This is a genomic window from Tenacibaculum lutimaris (genome assembly GCF_003610735.1).
Classification (GTDB): Bacteria; Bacteroidota; Bacteroidia; order Flavobacteriales; family Flavobacteriaceae; genus Polaribacter; species Polaribacter lutimaris.
The window spans coordinates 1-18,390 of sequence record NZ_RAQM01000011.1; the positions used below are offsets into that span (position 1 = coordinate 1).

Genomic DNA, 18,390 nt, shown 5'->3' on the forward strand with positions numbered 1-18,390 from the left:
TGACGAAATCTAGGTTTCAACGTATAACATAACCTTACTCTACGCTTTTTTCTTTCTGATTTATATTACTAAATTTAAACAATTGCTAACTTAAGACGTATAACAACAATTGCGGCTTCGTGTCCTGCGGACACAACCGCGCAAGCACAAAAGTCGGTAATTTTAGCTATCTTAGTTTCAAACCAATCCGCAACTGATTGTTATACAAACCCGTTAATGCAAAATCTTAAACAGTAATTCTTTTAAAATATTAGCATGGGTTTGGTTGGCTCCTACTCCTTTGCTCTTTACATCAGCATCACGTAGTAAAGCAATAATTTGTGATACTTTTCGCATCGGGTAATTACGGGCAGCGTTTACATAGTCGTCTACAAAATAAGGGTTTACCCCTAAGTTTTTAGCTACCGAAGCTTTCGATTTGTCTTTTAATCCATGGTACATTAATAACTGTGTAAAAAAGCTATTTAGTAAGGAAATGGTCATTACCAACGGATTGTTCTTTGGGTTCTGGGCAAAATAATTGATGATTCTGTTCGCTTTCACCACATCTCGCTGTCCTACAGCTTTACGCAACTCAAAATTGTTAAAGTCTTTAGAAATCCCTATGTTCTCTTCAATATGCTTATCGGTAATAATGGTTTCCGCAGGCAATACTGAGGTTAGTTTATCTAATTCGTTGCTAATCTTGCTCAGGTCAGTTCCTAAAAACTCCACCAACATTTGTGCAGCTTTCGGTTCTATGTTAAACTTTTTTCCGCCCAACACCTGACGTATCCAATCGGCTACTTGGTTATCATACAGCTTTTTACTTTCGTAAATAAGTCCACTTTTTGCTATGGCTTTGTACGCCTTTTTACGTTTATCGAGCTTTTTGTATTTGTAGTTAAACACCAATACGGTACTCGGTTGCGGATTGGCAGCATACGACTCTATTTTATCAATCGTACGGCTTAAATCTTGAGCTTCTTTAACAATAATCACCTGCTTTTCTGCCATCATCGGAAAACGTTTTGCCGACGATACAATTTCCTCTATCGACACATCTCGACCGTACATAACTACTTGATTGAACCCTTTTTCAGATTCATCTAACACATTATCTTCAATGTAATCTGAGATTTTATCGATGTAATACGGTTCTTCTCCCATTAAAAAATAAATGGGTTTAATGTTGCCTCCTTTTATATCGGATATGATAGATTTAATTTCGTTCATGTGTCTTTCTTCTACCTTCTTCTTGGTGTTGTTATTTTAAATGTTGTAGCGAGGAGTGGCTTTGTTTCTTCGAGAAAAAGATTGCTTCGCTTTCACTCGCAATGACGATTACTATAATGTCATAGCGAGGAGTGATATCGACGTGGCTATCTCACTCTCGACAAACAGATTGCTTCGCTTTCACTCGCAATGACGATTACTATAACGTCATAGCGAGGAGTGATATCGACGTGGCTATCTCATTCAACGGAGTAGCTCCGTGTTTAAGATCTCTCACATTCCGCGCTGCTTCAGTTCGAGATGACAATAATGTTTTGTCACAGTAAACAACGAAAAAATAACTTATAATTTTCTTACTTTTGGGTTATGCAAAAGCTCAACCTTCCTAGCTATACATTCAAGCTCAAAAGTAACGAAAATAAGACGCTTATTTTTGATAATTTGAGAAAAAAATATATGGTATTAACTCCTGAGGAATGGGTACGTCAGCATTTTGTTCAGTGGTTAATTCAAGAAAAAAACTATCCTGTTTCGCTTATTGCTATTGAAAAACAATTGGTTATCAACAACCTTAAAAAGCGTACCGATATTGTGATTTTTGCTTCAGACGGACATCCGAATATTATTGTAGAATGTAAGGCTCCGCATATAAAAATAACGCAAGATACCTTTGATCAAATTGCACGTTATAACTTAAAGCTCAATGCCGATTACCTCATCGTTACCAACGGACTACAACACTTTTTTTGTATGCTCGATAAAGAGAAGGAAACCTATGTGTTTTTAAGAGATATTCCTGAGTACCAATAAGCTTTATGAAAACAGATTTTACTACTGAACTGGTAACTATTATTAAGAGCGATACTTGGATGCTTAGTATTCTTGAAGCTGTTCGTAGCCTACACCTTCACGATTGTTGGATTGGTGCTGGTTTTGTTAGAAATAAAATTTGGGATTATAAACACAATAGTAAAAGAACTTCTTTAAACGATATTGATGTTATTTATTTTGATGAAAGCGACATTACTAAGATTCGTGAATTAGCTTTTAAAGAACAGCTCAAAACAATGAATCCCACTGTGAATTGGTCGGTAAAAAATCAAGCTAGGATGCATCTTCGAAATGGTCATTCACCTTATAAAAATTGTTACAAAGCTATTTCTTACTGGCCCGAAACAGCTACTGCCATTGCTGTTCATTTAAACACAAATAATCAAATAGAATTTATTGCTCCGCATGGCTTAGACGATTTATTTAACCTTGTGGTTAAACCTACTCCTAATTTTGATTTGACAACGTATCGTAACAGAATTACATACAAAGGATGGAAAGATGCTTGGGAGAAGTTAGTTATTGAAAAGTAAGGAATACTCTCCTCGTGAGATTTCTCACATTCGTTCGAAATGACAAGAACAAATATTATTTTGAAGGAGATAACGACTGAGAAATCTTAAACATAAAAATTACTCTCCTTATGGGATTCCTCCTCGTACCTCGTTCGGAATAACGGAAACGCGAAACGTCATAGCGAAGAATGATAATGACGTGGTTATCTTACTCTCTATAAAAAGATTGCTTCGTTCCTCTCGCAATGACGAAACACAGAATGACTTGTTCTTTTTTAACATGGATTTCATTTTTAAACTGTAAATTTGTCGTCTTGAAAACAGCTATCGTCATATTAAACTGGAATGGAAAAAAATTGCTTGAGCAGTTTTTACCTTCTGTCGTGAATTTTAGTTCTGAAGAAGCGGAAGTATATGTCGCTGACAATGCTTCTACGGATGATTCTATTGAATTTATTAAGCTGCATTTTCCTACTGTTAAGATTGTAAAAAATACCGAAAACGGTGGTTATGCAAAAGGTTACAACGACGCATTACAACATATTGATGCTGATGTATATTGTTTGGTAAATTCTGATATTGAAGTTACCAAGAATTGGTTAACTCCTATTATTGATACTTTTAAGAAAGAAGCTAACACTGCGATTATTCAACCAAAGATTTTAGATTTTAAAGATAAATCGAAGTTTGAATATGCTGGTGCTGGTGGTGGCTTTATTGATGCTTTTGGATACCCGTATTGTCGTGGTCGTTTGTTTAGCGATTTAGAAACTGATAACGGACAGTTTAACGATACTTCTGAAATTTTTTGGGCATCGGGAGCTTGCTTTTTTATTCGTTCAGAAGTTTTTCATCAACTCAACGGTTTTGATGAAGACTTTTTTGCACATCAAGAAGAAATTGATTTGTGCTGGCGTGCTAAAAACAGTGGACATACTATAAAGTACGTTGGAGCTTCAACTGTATATCATGTAGGTGGTGCTACATTGGATACTTTAAACCCTAGAAAAACGTTTTTAAATTTCAGGAATAGTTTACTCAACTTGGTTAAAAACTTACCTTCTACAAAATTGTTTCCAATCATTTTTTCTCGTTTGATCTTAGACGGTTTGGCAAGCCTTAAATTTTTATTAGAAGGAAAACCTAATCATTTGTTTGCTATTTTAAAAGCTCATTTTAGTTTTTATATGCATCTTCCTAAGTTCATAAAAAAGAGAAATGAATCTCCTAAAAAATCAAACTACTACGAACACAAGTCTATAGTTTGGCAGTATTACGCTAAAGGAAGGAAGGAATTTACTGAACTACGTTAATTCTTGTTCATCTTTATAGATATAATATAATAGGAAGAAGACTGCAATTCCGCCGAAAGTATGCCATAACCAGTGCGTTCCCATAGGTAGTAACTCTACTTTATTATCCATAGTTCTAAATAGTAACGCTATTCCAAACACCATTCCTCCATACATTATATACTTTACGTTTTTCCAATGTGTTTTGTAAGCATACCAAATTAACGGAGTTATTACTGCAAATGCTGTTACTGCATATCCAAACGATGTTCTATATCCTGAAGGTATTGATAAAAATCTTGGTAAAACGGATACTAAAAGTATAGCTACAATTATTGCTAATCGTTGCCACCATTTCTTTTTAACTTTTCCTATGAAATAAATAATAGCTCCTAAACATACAATCATAATAGGAACCCAATCTAACAACAACCAAAACTCATGACTTCGTGTTCCGTGAAACATGGTACCTCCTATCCAACTGATAAATATTACTGGAATGGCAAACAGAAAAAATGGGTATTGTTTAGGGTTTTGATAAACTCTTCTTCCGAAGTAAATCAATAACATTATAAAAACAAGGTTGCTAAATGTATTGAAAGGTTCAACAGGTAACCTACCTGCTATGGTTTCTTGATATATTGGTCCGCTGTCGTTAGGGAATCTATCCAGTAAAAACATATATCCTTTTTTCTATCTTTACTAAGATAAGAATTGTGTTTTTAAATGGAAAGTGATTTTTTTAAAATCTAAACTAAGCCTTACTATTACAAAATATCTAAACTTCCTTTTCCTTCACGAAGTACTTCTGGCTCATCTGTTGTTAAATCGATTACCGTAGACGCATGATTATCTCCGTACCCACCATCAATAACAACATCAACAATATTTTGCCATTTCTCGAAGATTAATTCAGGATCTGTAGTATACTCTAACACTTCGTCTTCATCATAAATAGAAGTAGATACTATTGGGTTACCTAAAGCGGCCACAATAGCCCTAGCAATATTATTATCAGGCACACGTATACCTACCGTTTTACGTTTTTTATATGCTTTTGGCAAGGTATTACTACCAGGCAATACAAAAGTATACGGTCCTGGTAATGCCCTTTTTAATATTTTATACGTAGCCGTATCTATCTGTTTTACATAGTCTGACAAATGACTTAAGTCATTACATACAAACGAAAAGTCTGCTTTTTCAGGTTTTATTCCCTTAATTTTTGCAACTTTTGCTAAAGCTTTGGCATTTGTAATATCACAACCTAACCCGTAAACCGTATCTGTTGGATAAATTATTACCCCTCCATTTTGTAAAATTTTTACAATTTTTTCTATCTCTTTAGGGTTCGGGTTGTCGTTATATAACTTTATAAATTGTGCCATGGCTTAGTAATTGTCAAAATCAAAATCGTCTAAACTTTCAAAATCATTAAACTCATCGTCAAACTCATCATCTAAATCTGTAGAAAGATCCTCTGCTTTAAACTCCTTTTCTGGAGCTTCTTCTGGAATTTGTCCGATTGATAATATCATTTTTGTTTCGGTAACAGCTTCATCAGACTGCTCTATTACCTCTACATAGAAGGTCCACATTTGTAAGAAATCATACACGTAAATTAATTTATCATTCATATTCGGCAAAGTTTCATTCAACATACAAGTTGCCATTGACACTCCTTCACCTGCTTCTGACATATTAAATAGTGGAATTTCTTCTCCTTGATTCCAATCTTCATCGGTACGGTAAAAAGAAGCCATTTCTTGTCCGTTAAAACCAAACGCTTTTGCAATATCAAAGTGTAGGTTTTCTAACGATGTTTTTTCATTTACCAATAGGGTTCTTATTACATCTTCTTTCGTATCTAAAATTACGCGTACTTTATACATTCTATCATTTTTATTCAATGCAAAAATACGTATTTTTGGGTGATAATTTTTAGTAACAATGCACAAGCAAGAATCTCTTATAATCTTAAACAACTACAATAAAAACACCTTAATGGAAACTTTAGAAATAGAGTTTGTTGATTTAGGAGATGATTTTATTACAGCAAAGATGCCTGTAACTCCTAAAGTACATCAGCCTTATGGAATATTACACGGCGGAGCAACAGCTGCCCTAGCTGAATCGGTAGGTAGTTGTGCTTCTGCTTTTTTCTTAAGAGATTCTTCTAAAATTGTAAAAGGAATTGAATTAAGCATCAATCATATCAAAAGTAAGCGAGAAGGACATGTTTTTGCTACTGCTAAAGCTATTCATAAAGGTAGAACTACACATTTATGGGAAGTCAGAATTGTTGATGAGGATGATAATTTGATTTCACTTTGTAAGATTACCAATATTGTTTTAGATAAACAGTAGCATGAAATTGCTAAAGAAAATCTTAAAAATTGTTGGAGTTACTCTCTTTGTGCTCTTTCTTATTTTGTATTATTTATTCTGGAATTTTTCTGCTCCAAAATCTGATACAAAAGTACTTGAAAAGTTTTCGGATAGTTCTCACACTCCTATACTCACCTATGAAAACTTTAAAGGATTTGAATATAGAAAACTTTCCATCATAAAAGACACGACTTTACCTACACTCGTTTTTGTTCATGGAACCATCGGATCTTCTACTGATTTCGTAAAATATATGAAAGACAGTGTATTGCTTAGTAAAGCAAATATGATTTCATACGACAGGATTGGTTATAATTATCAAGATAAAAACCCTGCTCAAGAAAGTATTGCTTTTGAACGTGATATGTTAAAGAGTATCTTACAAGATTATAACCCCAACAAAACAATACTAGTAGGCTACTCTTATGGCGGCCCTATTGCTTTGGCTATACAACAAAAAATTCGAAAAGTGATTTTATTGGCTCCAGCAGTGTATAGCGAAATAGAACCTATGCCATGGTCTTTAAATCTATATAAGTGGAAGCTTACTCGATGGTTGGTTCCACCTATTTGGCAAGAAGCTAGCAGAGAAAAGTTATCTCATAAACAAGATTTACAACATTTTGAAAACAACTGGAATTCTACTCCTAACAACATAGTAAGCATTCATGGAACCAATGATTGGATTGTTCCTTTTGAAAACTCTTTATTTTTAAAAGAACGGTTTCCTAAAAATCAGTTTGAGTTAATTAGCATTCCTGATGCTGGCCATGGATTTATTTGGAGTAAATTTGACACGATTAAACAACACTTAATACAACAACTAGATTGAGTATTTTTTCAAACATAAAAGAAACTTTAGACAAACAATTACCTTTTGTTACGTATAGAAAACCTAACTGTTCTACAATTAAGGGATGGTTTCAACAGAATAATAACTTAATTACCTCGAAAGATTATAGTGAAAGTGGATTTATTTTTGCTCCGTTTGATAGTAGAGAAAAAGCTATTCTAATTCCTGAAAATCAATCTACTTATTTTGAAGAGAAAGTAAATATTGATCATATTTCTTCTAATAATACAAATTACAGTTCTGATACAGCTTCCGAAGAAAATCACATTCAACTAGTTAAAAAAGGGATAGCTGCTATTAAAAACCAGAAGTTTAAAAAAGTGGTGCTTTCTAGAAAAGAAAAAGTTGAATTACTAGATTTCAACCTTATTGAAACTTTTCAAAAACTATTAAATAGTTATCCTACAGCTTTTGTATATGTTTGGTACCACCCAAAAGTTGGCTTATGGTTAGGAGCTACTCCTGAAACTTTGGTTAGCATCAAAGACACAAACTTTACGACTATGTCTTTGGCAGGAACACAAGTTTATAATGACACTACCAATGTTATTTGGCAAACTAAAGAAATAGAAGAACAACAATTTGTTACCGATTATATTACAGACAAGCTTATAAATTATTGCTCAGAAATTACCACCTCTAATACCGAAACTATTAGAGCAGGAAATTTACTTCATTTAAGAACCCTTATTAATGGTACATTAAAAACAGATAATGCTACTTTAATAAACAGTTTACATCCTACTCCTGCTGTTTGTGGAATGCCTTTAGAAGCATCCAAACAGTTTATATTGGATAATGAAAACTACCATAGAAGCTTTTATACAGGCTTTTTAGGAGAACTAAACATAAACGACAAAGAAAGTAATTTGTTTGTAAATCTTCGTTGTATGGAAGTTTCTAATAAAGTTGTATACATTTATGTTGGTGGTGGAATTACACGCGACAGTAATCCTGTAAAAGAATGGCAAGAAACGGTTGCAAAAACAACTACCATGAAAAAAGTTTTATAAGAAAAACAACTATCTGATAAAATACTTTAGCTCAAACACAACATAACCCATTGAAATTCAGTTTTTTTTATTATATTTAGGAGAACTCAAAAACTAGCTTTCCTATGAAACAAAAATTACTTAGGATTAGCCAGCGTGAAGATAAACTTAATAGTAGAGTAGGTAGAACTTTAACTTATAAGCAGCTGGTTGAATTCGCATCAAAACTACCAAACAAAATAAAATCACTTATGTAAAAAGTAAAAAACCACCAATTGCTGTGCAACAACTGGCGGTTTTTCTAGTGTAAATTGAATTTGAATTGATTTTTTTCATGCACAAACCAAACTCTAAACACAAATTATAATTTGTGTTTAGGGTTTATACAAACAGTTATCTTCTGTTTTTAAATATCATCAAAAGAAACATCAGTAAAACTTTCTGTAGAAGTAGCCTCTGTAGCTATACCTTCTTCTTTCTTATAGTCTTTTTGGTGACGCTCACTAATTACTTCAGAACCTTTTTCGTTTACTATAAAGTCTGTTGCTTTGTTCAACATTTCTGCAAAATCAGTAAAGTCTTCTTTATATAAGTAAATTTTATGTTTCTGATAATGGAAAGATCCATCATCGTGAGTGAATTTTTTACTCTCAGTTACTGTTAAATAATAATCATCTGCCTTTGTAGATCTAACGTCAAAAAAATACGTTCTTCTTCCTGCTCTTAAAACTTGTGAAAAAATTTCTTCTTGTTCTACTCTCTCGCTCATAATTCGCTTTAAATAATAGTTGTTTACTTAAAATTTCTCAACAAATCTAACAAAATATTTGACTTGGCAATACGAATTGCTATATTTCTTTTTCTAAAAGTTGTTGTTCATAAAGGTCTTTATAGTATCCTTTTTCCTTTATTAATTGATTATGAACACCTTGTTGAATTATCTTTCCGCTATCTAATACGATAATTTTATCGGCATTTTTTGCTGAAGATACCCTGTGGCTAATAATTATTGTGGTTTTATCGCTAGAAACTCGCTCTAAATTAGATAAAATTCGTTCTTCTGTCTCGGTATCAACAGCTGATAAACAATCATCAAAGATTAAAATTTTTGGATCTTTAATAATCGCTCTTGCTATAGAGGTTCGTTGCTTCTGACCTCCTGATAATGTTACTCCTCTCTCTCCTAAAATAGTTTTATAACCTTCTTTAAAATCTATAATATTCTCGTGAATTACAGCATTTTTGGCTGCTTCAATAATTTCTTCTTCAGTAGCATCTTCTTTACCAAATTTGATGTTATTTTCTATGGTATCTGAAAATAAAAATGGTTCTTGTGGCACAAATCCTATTTGGTTTCTTACATCGTATAAATTACAAGTTGTAATATCTTCCCCATCTATAAACACTGTTCCCTCAGTAGTATCGTACAATCGCGATATCAAATTAATAATAGTAGATTTTCCACTTCCTGTTTTACCCAATATTGCTAAAGTTTCTCCTTTATCAACCTTAAAACTCACATCTTTTAATGCTGTAATATTAGTATCTTCATAAGTTAAAGAAACATGTTTAAACTCTATCTCTCCTTCTATCTCCGTCGTTCCTTCATTTGTATTTTGTATTTCAGGAACATGCTGTAAAAACTCATTAATTCTTTCTTGAGAAGCTTCTGCTTGCTGAATCATAGAAGTAACCCAACCTACAACGGCAACTGGCCAGGTTAAAATATTTACATACATAACAAATGCTCCTATGGCTCCTACTTGTATCTCTCCATTGATATACAATGTTCCTCCAACATATAATACAATAATATTACTAATCCCGATTAACAAAATCATTAAAGGAAAAAATAGTGCTTGTACTTTATATAAATCAATATTCTTTTCTTTGTTAGCATCAGCTAAATCATCAAAGTTTTTGATTACTGCATTTTCAATAGCATACGATTTTACTACGTTAATACCTGAAAAAAACTCTTGATTAAATGTTGTTAACTTCGATAAATATTGTTGAACAATGGTACTTCTTTTATTTATCTGCTTACTCAACACAAAAATAGATACCGATAAAACTGGAAACGGTATCATGGTGTATAAAGTTAGTTTTGGAGAAATTGCATACATCTGGGTAAAACCAATTACGAAAGATACTAGCATGTTTAAAGAATACATGATAGAAGGACCAACATACATACGCACCTTAGACACATCTTCGCTAATACGGTTCATTAAATCCCCCGTTCTATTTTGCTTGTAAAAATTAAGAGATAATCGCTGATATTGCTGATAAATCTCATTCTTTAGGTCAAATTCAATCATTCGTGACATTACAATGATAGTTTGACGCATTAAAAAAGTAAAGAAACCACCCAATAAAGTTACTCCAATTATCAGTAAAATGTTGTTTAGTAAAATACTTTTCACTTCCGACAACTCTGTTATTTTTCCTAACTGATAGTCTTCTACCACATTAAGCGAATCACCAACAAAATCGGGGATTCTTAGTGTAAATATTTTTGCTAGAACTGTTATAAAAATCCCTAACAATAACCTCCACTTATACTTTATGAAATACTTATTTAAATGCTGTAATGCTTTCAACCTTACTTTTTTATAAAAATTTAACTTAAAAAAGGGCTCTTGTTAAAGATACCATAATTGAGCTCTCTTTTTTTGCTTTTGTTTTAACGATTTCTTACTTTTGTGCTCGAATTTTTGAGATTGCTTAAATTATCTCAAATTAAAAAACTAAAACAAATGACATCAGAAATCATTGATACTAAAGATCTTAAGAACGACCCTGTGTTTGGTCAATTATCTTTTGACAATCACGAGCAGATCGTTTTTTGCAACGACGAAGATACAGGTTTAAAAGCAATTATTGGTATTCACAACACAACTTTAGGACCTGCTTTAGGAGGTACAAGAATGTGGCAATATAAAAGTGAATGGGAAGCTTTAAATGATGTATTACGTTTGTCTCGTGGTATGACTTATAAGTCTGCTGTTACTGGTTTAAACCTTGGTGGTGGTAAAGCAGTTATTATTGGTGATGCTAAAACTCAAAAAAATGACGCGTTAATGCGTAAATTTGGTGAGTTTGTTAACTCTTTAAGCGGAAAATATATTACTGCTGAAGATGTTGGGATGGAAACTCGTGATATGGACGTTATTCGTGAAGTAACTCCACACGTTACTGGTGTTTCTGAAGCAATTGGCGGATCTGGAAATCCTTCTCCTGTAACTGCTTACGGAGTATATATGGGTATGAAAGCTGCTGCTAAATATAAATTCGGTACCGATAACTTAGACGGTAAAAAAGTATTAGTACAGGGTGTTGGTCACGTAGGCGAAACTTTAGTTAAGCATATTACTGACGAAGGTGCTCAAGTTATCTTAAACGATATTAACGAAGCTCGTTTAGAAGAATTAAGCAAGAAATATGGTGCTAAAGTAGTTTTAGGAAACGATATTTTTGGTTTAGACCTTGATATATATGCTCCTTGTGCTTTAGGTGCTACTCTTAACGATGAAAGCATTGCTCAATTAAAAGCTAAAGTAATTGCTGGTGCTGCCAACAACCAATTAGCTAACGAATTAAAGCATGGTATGATGTTAAAAGAAAGAGGAATAGCTTATGCTCCTGATTTCTTAATCAATGCAGGTGGTATTATCAATGTATATGCAGAAGTTGAAGGTTACGACAAAGCTGAAAGCTTAAAGAGAACAGAAAACATCTACAACACTACATTAGAAATTTTCAATTTATCAGAAAAAGAAAATATCACTACACATCAAGCTGCTTTCAATATTGCACAAGCAAGAATTGATGCTCGCAAAAAAGAGCAAAATAGCTAGATAAAAAATAAAAAAGTTTTACTTTTGCAGAGCGTTAGAAATAGTTTCTATCGCTCTTTTTTTTAAAGTTCTTTAGAATGATTAACAGAAGACATATTCGTGTTAAAGTAATGCAGTCGGTATATGCGATGCAACAATCGCACAGCGATGATTTAGTTAAGGAAGAAAAATTCTTAAAACACAGCATTCAAAAAATGTACGACCTGTACGTTTTAAATCTTCAATTATTAGTTGAAGTCCAAAAACTAGCTCAAAAAAGGATAGAGCTTTCAAAAAAGAAAATTCTTGCTACTAAAGAAGAACTTAATCCAAATACAAAATTTATTGACAACAAACTTTTAAACCAACTTAACGAAAGTGTAAGTTTAGAAGGGTATGTAGAGCTTAATAAATTAAACTATTGGGATCTTGACGATGAGTATGTAAAAATTTTGTTAGACGAATTACAAAAAAGTGACATCTACAAAAAGTACATGGATACAGTTGAAGATTCTTTTAATGTAGATCGTGCTTTTGTTATTGACTTTTTTAGAGAAATTGTAGCTCCTAACGAAAAAATAGCTGACTATTTTGAGGACAAAATGATTTCTTGGGTTGATGATATACCGTTTGTAAACACTTGGGTATTAAAAACTCTAAACAAACAAAAAGCCAATAAACCTTTTATTTTAGGTAGTTTATATAAAGATAGCGAAGATCAAGCCTTTGTATCCAACTTATTTAACAAAACTGTGTTAAATCAGCATAAGTACGAAGACGATATCAAAGAAAAAACACCTAACTGGGAAGCCGATAGAATAGCCGATATTGATATGATTATTATTAAAATGGCTATTACAGAATTTTTACACTTCCCTTCTATTCCTAGTAGAGTTTCTATTAACGAATATATTGAGTTAGCTAAAGACTATTCTACTAATAAAAGTGGTTACTTTATCAATGGTGTTTTAGACAAATTAGCTAAAGACTACCTTAGCTCAAATAAGATGGTAAAAATAGGTAGAGGATTATTATAAAAATTAGTATTTTTACAACAAACAAAAATATTTTACAATGAAGAAAATAGCAGTAGCATTAGCATTTGTTGTTTCAGCAGGAATGTTAGTTTCTTGTGGACAAAGTAATGCTTCATCAAAAGTAAAAAAAGAAAACGTTGAAAACGCAGAAAAAAGAGACAACACTATTAACCAAGGTGCTCCAGTAATTTCTTTTGACAAAGAAGAATTTGATTTCGGCACAGTTAAAGAAGGTGAGGTTGTTGAAACTACTTTCATCGTAACTAATACAGGTAAAAGCGATTTAATTATAACACATGCTCAACCATCATGTGGTTGTACCGTTCCTGAGTGGACAAAGGATCCAATTGCTCCGGGTGAAGCAGGTGAAATTAAAATCAGTTTCAATACTAGCGGAAGAACTAACAAACAATCAAAATCTGTTACGTTAACTACCAATACTGAGAAAGGTAGAGAAATAATTAAGATTTCTGGTATGGTAACTCCTAAAAACAAAGACGCATAATGTTTACTACCATTTTTTTACAAGCTAGTTCTCAAGAAAGCTTAATGAACATGCTTCCTTTTGTAGCTATGATTGCTGTTTTTTATTTTTTAATTATTCGCCCTCAAATGCGTCGTCAAAAAAAAGAAAAACAGTTTCAAACAGAAATTAAAAAAGGAGCTAAAATTGTTACCACAAGTGGTATTCATGGAAAAATAGTTGAAATTAATGATACTGACAATACGGTTTCTATCGAAACAGGCGCTGGTAAAATTAAGTTTGAGCGTTCAGCTATTTCTATGGAACTAAGCAAAAAATATAGTGCTGAAAGTAAAAACTAACAGTAATACACTTATATAAAAAAGTGAGCTAATTAGCTCACTTTTTTGTTTTTTATGTAGATTGCGTCAATATTTATTTATTTGAAAAAAAACTTCAACATACCTAAAACCTTTTTTGGCTTTTTAATTGCCTCCGTATTTTTTTGGCTACTTATAAACCTATCAAAAGAGTACAACGCAGAGGTAGAATATGACATTGAATATACTCAACTACCTCAACAAAAAACATTAATTGAAGCTCCTTTTAACAAACTAACTTTAAATGTAAAAAGCAGTGGCTATAATTTATTAATGTCAAGCATTAACCATAAACCAATCATACTACAATTAGATAAAGCAACTAAAGAAAAAGGAAATAACTATTATTTTTTATCCAAAAATCTTCTTCCTGAAATACAACATCAATTAAAATCCGGTATTGAGTTGAATAGTATTATAGTAGATACTATCCCTTTAAAAATAGGGTTGTTAAGCTCTAAAAAAGTTCCGTTAAAACCTAACGTAAACATTTCTTTTCAGTTAGGATATGGCCTTTCAAAACCCTTAACCCTTACCCCAGATAGTATTTTAATTTCTGGTAATGAAACTGATGTAAAAAAAGTAGAGTTTCTAAATCTTGATAGTGCTACTTTAGAAAACATATCTAAAAACACAAATATTACTTCTTCTATTATATTTCCTGAAGGTGTTCAAATCAAAACAAACTATAAGTCAGCAAACATTGAATTATTAGTAGACAAATTCACTGAAGGTGAAATAGAAGTGCCTGTACTTGTTAAAAATGCTCCAAAAGGAATTAATATTTTCCCTAAAAAAGTAAAAATAATTTATAAAGTGGGCCTAAAAAATTTCAACGAAATTACTCCTGATTTATTTAAAATAGAATGTGATTATTTAGAAACTGAAAATAAAGAGCTAAACTACTTAACTCCTAAACTTAAGAGTTCTCCTAATTTAGCTACGGTGCTAAGAATAGTACCTGATAAAATTGACTTTTTAATTTACGAATGATATGGTAGTAGGTTTAACAGGTGGAATTGGTAGCGGAAAATCTACCATTTTAAAAATGTTTTCTGAGTTTAAAAACATCGCTATTTACATGGCTGATGATGAAGCTAAGAAGCTTATGCATACTTCACCCGAAATCAAAACTCGATTAGTTTCTGAATTTGGAAAAGACACCTATATCAATAATGAATTAAACAGACCTTATTTGGCTTCTATTGTTTTTAAAAACAAAGAAAAATTAGCCTTACTAAACTCTATTGTTCATCCCGTTGTAAATGAGCATCTACAAAATTTTATCAAGCAAAATTCTGATAAAGCTTATATTTTATATGAAAATGCAATACTTTTTGAAAACGAAAGCGACGCTTTTTGCGATAAAATTATTACTGTTACTGCTCCTGAAGAAGTTAGAATTAACCGAGTTGTAAAAAGAGACAACTCTACTATTGAAGAAGTAAAAAACAGAATGAAAAACCAATGGAGTGTTATTAAAAAAACACTTCAATCAAACTATATTATTGATAATAAAACACTTAAACATTCTAAAGAACAAGTGTTAAAAATCCATAATTCTTTAACAAAAAGAACTGTATAATTTACGCTTTGCTAACTTTAAATGTTAAAATTTCCTTAATTTTACAATAACTTTGTTAATCTAAGTTAAAACATTATATCTCTAACTTTTATTAATTTATTTTTGAATAATGGGTAAGAAAATCTTTATTCTCATTGTTGTTTTAATGAGTATTTCTTTAATAGGAATTATCTCTATTCAAGTGTATTGGATAAAAGATGCTATAAAGAACAAACAACAGCAATTTAAAAATAATGTAACAATTGCTTTAGCTCGTACCTCTGAAAATATTAAAGAGAGAGAATACCAAGAGTTTGAGCAAAATTATAAAGATTATTTCGATAGTAACAAATTTAGAACTGATGCCGAAATAAAAACATTTCTTTTTCAACAGGTTGATACTGTTAGTAAGAAGAAATTTTCTTTTGGTAGTACCATTTTAGAAGAAAGCACTAAAATTCCAGGAGAATTTGTTGATAATGATTCTATTATTATCAAACGTTACTCTGGTAAAGAAGACATCTTCTTTTCTCAGGTAATAAAATCAGAAAACAAAGATTTTAAACCCTATTTAAACGAAAGCCGTTATTCTGTTTTTAGAAACTATCCTAATTGGAATGATAAAGAGATAGCTTATGCTTTTCGTCAAAGTAAAAATATTTTTATTCCTATTCATCAACGAATAAGTAATAAAGAGTTAAGCAACAGATTAAAAGAGGAGTTCGCTAAAATGAACATTACTCAAGATTTTAAGTATGTTGTTTATGAAGATGGATTAGCAACACAATTAAGATCAGGATATTTTAACATACAACCAGAAGATATTAATTATCCTCTGTTAGAAGATGAAGAAGGAAATAGTAAATATAAATTATACGTAAAGTTTCCTGACAAGCGAAAAAACTTGTTATCAGGAATGATAAAGGTATTAATACTATCTCTATTTTTTATAGGTATAATTATTGCAGCTTTTTCAACATCGTTATACCAATTAATACGTCAAAAGAAGATTTCTGAAATAAAAACAGATTTCATCAACAATATGACACACGAGTTTAAAACACCTATTGCAACCATCAATCTTGCTTTAGATGCTATTAAAAACCCAAAAATCATATCTGACGAAGAAAAAGTAAAACGATACGTGCAAATGATTCGCGATGAAAACAAACGTATGCACGGGCAAGTTGAAAATGTATTACGAATTTCAAGACTTGAAAAAAACCAACTTGAAATTAACAAAGACGCAGTTGACATGCATGATATTATTGAAGAAGCTATTGAGCACATTCAATTATTGATTGATGATAAAAAAGGAAGTGTTTCTACACATTTTCAAGCTATTTCAACAGAGGTTTTAGGAAACCAATTCCACTTAACCAATGTTATTGTCAACATGTTAGAAAACGCTATAAAATACTCAGAAAACGCACCAAAAATTGATGTGTTTACTGAGAGTACAAATAAATACTTTATCATTAAAATAAAAGATGAGGGTATTGGAATGAGCAAAAATGCTCAAAAATACGTGTTTGATAAATTTTATAGAGAACACAAAGGAAACATACACAACGTAAAAGGTCATGGTTTGGGGCTAGCCTATGTAAAAGAAATCATAGACAGCCACCAAGGTACCGTTCACGTTGAGAGTGAAAAAGGCAAAGGAAGCACGTTTACAGTTAAATTACCATTAATATAAAAGATTAAGGAATGGGGAGTAAAAAAATATTATTAGTAGAAGACGATCCAAATTTTGGAACAGTTCTTAAAGATTATTTAGCGCTTAACGATTATAATGTTACACATGCTAAAGATGGAATCGATGGTTTAATCATGTTTAAAAATGCAGAATACGATTTGTGTATTTTAGATGTTATGATGCCTCGTAAAGATGGTTTTTCTTTAGCTGAAGACATTCGTGCTACAAACAAAGAAATTCCAATTATATTTTTAACTGCTAAAACATTAAAAGAAGATGTTTTAAAAGGATACCAAGTTGGAGCTGATGATTATTTAAATAAACCTTTCGATTCAGAAGTTTTATTACACAAAATCAAAGCTATTTTACAACGTAAAGAAACTGAAAAAACAAATGATAGTGATGAGTTCGAATTCAAAATTGGCGGATTTGACTTTAACTCTAAGTTACGTCACTTATCTTACAAAGGTGGAGAACCTCAAAAATTATCACCTAAAGAGAGTAAATTATTACGCATGTTAGCCATTCATAAAAATGACTTAATGCCACGTGAATTAGCGTTGACAAAAATTTGGCGAGATGATAACTATTTTACTTCTCGTAGTATGGATGTATACATTGCAAAACTTCGTAAGTATTTGAAGAATGATGAAAATGTAGAAATTTTAAATATACATGGTGAAGGATTTAGATTGATTGACAACAAATAATATCATTTTAAATAAATAAAAAAAGCTTAGGATTTACCTAAGCTTTTTTCTTATCTAATCTATTTATTTTTCTATCTAGGCTCTAATGATTCTTCAATAGTACTGTACTTTCCTTTATAACTTCCTGTCGCTACACTACCGTTAATTCTTTTCACTTTAAAGTCTAATGAAATGTTAGTTTCATTAATTGAATTTATAGTTAAAGTAACTTCATCTCCAGTTTCATACTCCATTAACAATTGCTCATTATTGTATTCTCCTAAAAATTCTCCATTAGTCATAAACTCATACCATAAACTGTTTGTTGTATAAGTTTTTGAAGTTAAACTTTCATCACGAACAGCAATTGAAAAGAAATCTACCTCAGTTAAAGCTACACCTGAGTTTCGAGCAGCTTCTATATCTTGTTCAGTAATATTCATTAAATGTAAAAATACAGAAGGTGTATCTCCTTTAATAAATTTTTCTACCATAATTGATTCAATCGGATAATTTTTTCCTTCAATTATAAATTGATTTGGTGTTTCTTGAACATCATCAGATGAACAACTTACATAAAAAACAGTTGTTAAGATAATTGCTAATAAGTAGTTTATTTTTTTCATAATAATA

At 31.6% G+C, this 18,390-nt stretch carries 21 protein-coding genes; 14 read left to right on the top strand and 7 right to left on the bottom strand.

Features of this window, described 5'->3' with window-relative positions:
- Nucleotides 1–213: 213 nt before the first annotated feature.
- Nucleotides 214–1,215 (bottom strand): DNA polymerase III subunit delta, encoded by a 1,002-nt coding sequence (holA, locus tag C8N26_RS11385; protein ID WP_120187397.1) that lies wholly within the window; start codon nucleotides 1,213–1,215, stop codon nucleotides 214–216.
- Nucleotides 1,216–1,581: 366 nt separating this feature from the next.
- Between holA and C8N26_RS11390 the strand changes: the two genes are divergently transcribed.
- The 3 genes from C8N26_RS11390 (at nucleotide 1,582) to C8N26_RS11400 (ending at nucleotide 3,874) form a co-directional block, all read left to right on the top strand.
- On the top strand, nucleotides 1,582–2,025 hold the full coding sequence (locus C8N26_RS11390) for a type I restriction enzyme HsdR N-terminal domain-containing protein (RefSeq protein WP_120187398.1): 444 nt from the start codon (nucleotides 1,582–1,584) through the stop codon (nucleotides 2,023–2,025).
- Nucleotides 2,026–2,030: 5 nt separating this feature from the next.
- Nucleotides 2,031–2,579 carry a nucleotidyltransferase family protein gene (locus tag C8N26_RS11395; RefSeq protein WP_120187399.1) on the top strand — a complete coding sequence of 183 codons (549 nt, stop codon included), beginning with the start codon at nucleotides 2,031–2,033 and terminating at the stop codon, nucleotides 2,577–2,579.
- 296 nt (nucleotides 2,580–2,875) lie between these two features.
- Entirely contained in the window at nucleotides 2,876–3,874 is a 999-nt protein-coding gene (locus C8N26_RS11400; RefSeq protein WP_170141650.1) for a glycosyltransferase family 2 protein, read from the top strand.
- On the opposite strand, the gene C8N26_RS11405 is transcribed toward C8N26_RS11400, so the two are convergent.
- The 3 genes from C8N26_RS11405 to C8N26_RS11415 form a co-directional block, all read right to left on the bottom strand.
- Entirely contained in the window at nucleotides 3,866–4,534 is a 669-nt protein-coding gene (locus C8N26_RS11405) for a hypothetical protein (protein WP_120187401.1), read from the bottom strand. The genes C8N26_RS11400 and C8N26_RS11405 overlap by 9 nt on opposite strands.
- Nucleotides 4,535–4,620: 86 nt before the next feature.
- Entirely contained in the window at nucleotides 4,621–5,241 is a 621-nt protein-coding gene (locus C8N26_RS11410) for an L-threonylcarbamoyladenylate synthase (RefSeq protein WP_120187402.1), read from the bottom strand.
- Between the two features lie 3 nt (nucleotides 5,242–5,244).
- Nucleotides 5,245–5,745: an IS1096 element passenger TnpR family protein gene (locus tag C8N26_RS11415; protein ID WP_120187403.1), complete on the bottom strand. Its 501-nt coding sequence runs from the start codon at nucleotides 5,743–5,745 to the stop codon at nucleotides 5,245–5,247.
- 58 nt (nucleotides 5,746–5,803) lie between these two features.
- On the opposite strand from C8N26_RS11415, the gene C8N26_RS11420 reads away from it, so the two are divergent.
- The 3 genes from C8N26_RS11420 to C8N26_RS11430 are packed head-to-tail and all read left to right on the top strand — an operon-like array spanning nucleotide 5,804 to nucleotide 8,107.
- Nucleotides 5,804–6,220 carry a PaaI family thioesterase gene (locus C8N26_RS11420; RefSeq protein WP_120187404.1) on the top strand — a complete coding sequence of 139 codons (417 nt, stop codon included), beginning with the start codon at nucleotides 5,804–5,806 and terminating at the stop codon, nucleotides 6,218–6,220.
- A gap of 1 nt (nucleotide 6,221) precedes the next feature.
- The gene (locus C8N26_RS11425) at nucleotides 6,222–7,073 is read left to right on the top strand and encodes an alpha/beta fold hydrolase (protein ID WP_120187405.1); all 852 of its coding nucleotides are present in this window, start codon (nucleotides 6,222–6,224) and stop codon (nucleotides 7,071–7,073) included.
- Nucleotides 7,070–8,107 (top strand): chorismate-binding protein, encoded by a 1,038-nt coding sequence (locus C8N26_RS11430; RefSeq protein ID WP_120187406.1) that lies wholly within the window; start codon nucleotides 7,070–7,072, stop codon nucleotides 8,105–8,107. Before C8N26_RS11425 ends, C8N26_RS11430 begins: the two co-directional genes overlap by 4 nt.
- Before the next feature lie 385 nt (nucleotides 8,108–8,492).
- On the opposite strand, the gene C8N26_RS11435 is transcribed toward C8N26_RS11430, so the two are convergent.
- Both C8N26_RS11435 and C8N26_RS11440 read right to left on the bottom strand, forming a co-directional pair.
- Nucleotides 8,493–8,855 carry a PUR family DNA/RNA-binding protein gene (locus C8N26_RS11435; RefSeq protein WP_028893042.1) on the bottom strand — a complete coding sequence of 121 codons (363 nt, stop codon included), beginning with the start codon at nucleotides 8,853–8,855 and terminating at the stop codon, nucleotides 8,493–8,495.
- Nucleotides 8,856–8,934: 79 nt separating this feature from the next.
- Complete coding sequence (locus tag C8N26_RS11440; protein WP_120187407.1) at nucleotides 8,935–10,689, bottom strand: ABC transporter ATP-binding protein; 1,755 nt, start codon at nucleotides 10,687–10,689, stop codon at nucleotides 8,935–8,937.
- A gap of 156 nt (nucleotides 10,690–10,845) precedes the next feature.
- Here C8N26_RS11440 and C8N26_RS11445 point away from each other — a divergent pair, with 156 nt between their 5' ends.
- The 8 genes from C8N26_RS11445 to C8N26_RS11480 all read left to right on the top strand — a co-directional run bounded on the left by C8N26_RS11445 (nucleotide 10,846) and on the right by C8N26_RS11480 (nucleotide 17,778).
- Nucleotides 10,846–11,946, top strand: a complete 1,101-nt coding sequence (locus tag C8N26_RS11445) for a Glu/Leu/Phe/Val family dehydrogenase (RefSeq protein ID WP_028893040.1) — start codon at nucleotides 10,846–10,848, stop codon at nucleotides 11,944–11,946.
- A gap of 77 nt (nucleotides 11,947–12,023) precedes the next feature.
- Nucleotides 12,024–12,962 carry a transcription antitermination factor NusB gene (gene nusB / locus C8N26_RS11450; RefSeq protein ID WP_120187408.1) on the top strand — a complete coding sequence of 313 codons (939 nt, stop codon included), beginning with the start codon at nucleotides 12,024–12,026 and terminating at the stop codon, nucleotides 12,960–12,962.
- A gap of 37 nt (nucleotides 12,963–12,999) precedes the next feature.
- Nucleotides 13,000–13,467 carry a DUF1573 domain-containing protein gene (locus C8N26_RS11455; RefSeq protein WP_120187409.1) on the top strand — a complete coding sequence of 156 codons (468 nt, stop codon included), beginning with the start codon at nucleotides 13,000–13,002 and terminating at the stop codon, nucleotides 13,465–13,467.
- Nucleotides 13,467–13,787 carry a preprotein translocase subunit YajC gene (gene yajC, locus C8N26_RS11460; protein ID WP_028893037.1) on the top strand — a complete coding sequence of 107 codons (321 nt, stop codon included), beginning with the start codon at nucleotides 13,467–13,469 and terminating at the stop codon, nucleotides 13,785–13,787. Before C8N26_RS11455 ends, yajC begins: the two co-directional genes overlap by 1 nt.
- 81 nt (nucleotides 13,788–13,868) lie before the next feature.
- Nucleotides 13,869–14,798, top strand: coding sequence for a YbbR-like domain-containing protein (locus tag C8N26_RS11465; RefSeq protein WP_120187410.1), 930 nt, complete (start codon nucleotides 13,869–13,871; stop codon nucleotides 14,796–14,798).
- A gap of 1 nt (nucleotide 14,799) precedes the next feature.
- Nucleotides 14,800–15,390: a dephospho-CoA kinase gene (coaE, locus tag C8N26_RS11470; protein WP_120187411.1), complete on the top strand. Its 591-nt coding sequence runs from the start codon at nucleotides 14,800–14,802 to the stop codon at nucleotides 15,388–15,390.
- 109 nt (nucleotides 15,391–15,499) lie between these two features.
- The gene (locus C8N26_RS11475; protein ID WP_028893034.1) at nucleotides 15,500–17,068 is read left to right on the top strand and encodes a sensor histidine kinase; all 1,569 of its coding nucleotides are present in this window, start codon (nucleotides 15,500–15,502) and stop codon (nucleotides 17,066–17,068) included.
- 11 nt (nucleotides 17,069–17,079) lie between these two features.
- Nucleotides 17,080–17,778, top strand: a complete 699-nt coding sequence (locus tag C8N26_RS11480; RefSeq protein WP_028893033.1) for a response regulator transcription factor — start codon at nucleotides 17,080–17,082, stop codon at nucleotides 17,776–17,778.
- Between the two features lie 71 nt (nucleotides 17,779–17,849).
- Here C8N26_RS11480 and C8N26_RS11485 read toward each other — a convergent pair whose 3' ends face one another.
- The gene (locus tag C8N26_RS11485) at nucleotides 17,850–18,383 is read right to left on the bottom strand and encodes a hypothetical protein (RefSeq protein WP_120187412.1); all 534 of its coding nucleotides are present in this window, start codon (nucleotides 18,381–18,383) and stop codon (nucleotides 17,850–17,852) included.
- Nucleotides 18,384–18,390: the final 7 nt, after the last annotated feature.

What these genes read in the sequence shown, in the direction of transcription:
- holA (WP_120187397.1), bottom strand. Translation starts at nt 1,215, where the DNA reads ATGAACGAAATTAAATCTATCATATCCGATATAAAAGGAGGCAACATT.
- C8N26_RS11390 (WP_120187398.1), top strand. Translation starts at nt 1,582, where the DNA reads ATGCAAAAGCTCAACCTTCCTAGCTATACATTCAAGCTCAAAAGTAAC.
- C8N26_RS11395 (WP_120187399.1), top strand. Translation starts at nt 2,031, where the DNA reads ATGAAAACAGATTTTACTACTGAACTGGTAACTATTATTAAGAGCGAT.
- C8N26_RS11405 (WP_120187401.1), bottom strand. Translation starts at nt 4,534, where the DNA reads ATGTTTTTACTGGATAGATTCCCTAACGACAGCGGACCAATATATCAA.
- C8N26_RS11410 (WP_120187402.1), bottom strand. Translation starts at nt 5,241, where the DNA reads ATGGCACAATTTATAAAGTTATATAACGACAACCCGAACCCTAAAGAG.
- C8N26_RS11415 (WP_120187403.1), bottom strand. Translation starts at nt 5,745, where the DNA reads ATGTATAAAGTACGCGTAATTTTAGATACGAAAGAAGATGTAATAAGA.
- C8N26_RS11420 (WP_120187404.1), top strand. Translation starts at nt 5,804, where the DNA reads ATGCACAAGCAAGAATCTCTTATAATCTTAAACAACTACAATAAAAAC.
- C8N26_RS11425 (WP_120187405.1), top strand. Translation starts at nt 6,222, where the DNA reads ATGAAATTGCTAAAGAAAATCTTAAAAATTGTTGGAGTTACTCTCTTT.
- C8N26_RS11435 (WP_028893042.1), bottom strand. Translation starts at nt 8,855, where the DNA reads ATGAGCGAGAGAGTAGAACAAGAAGAAATTTTTTCACAAGTTTTAAGA.
- C8N26_RS11445 (WP_028893040.1), top strand. Translation starts at nt 10,846, where the DNA reads ATGACATCAGAAATCATTGATACTAAAGATCTTAAGAACGACCCTGTG.
- nusB (WP_120187408.1), top strand. Translation starts at nt 12,024, where the DNA reads ATGATTAACAGAAGACATATTCGTGTTAAAGTAATGCAGTCGGTATAT.
- C8N26_RS11455 (WP_120187409.1), top strand. Translation starts at nt 13,000, where the DNA reads ATGAAGAAAATAGCAGTAGCATTAGCATTTGTTGTTTCAGCAGGAATG.
- yajC (WP_028893037.1), top strand. Translation starts at nt 13,467, where the DNA reads ATGTTTACTACCATTTTTTTACAAGCTAGTTCTCAAGAAAGCTTAATG.
- coaE (WP_120187411.1), top strand. Translation starts at nt 14,800, where the DNA reads ATGGTAGTAGGTTTAACAGGTGGAATTGGTAGCGGAAAATCTACCATT.
- C8N26_RS11475 (WP_028893034.1), top strand. Translation starts at nt 15,500, where the DNA reads ATGGGTAAGAAAATCTTTATTCTCATTGTTGTTTTAATGAGTATTTCT.
- C8N26_RS11480 (WP_028893033.1), top strand. Translation starts at nt 17,080, where the DNA reads ATGGGGAGTAAAAAAATATTATTAGTAGAAGACGATCCAAATTTTGGA.
- C8N26_RS11485 (WP_120187412.1), bottom strand. Translation starts at nt 18,383, where the DNA reads ATGAAAAAAATAAACTACTTATTAGCAATTATCTTAACAACTGTTTTT.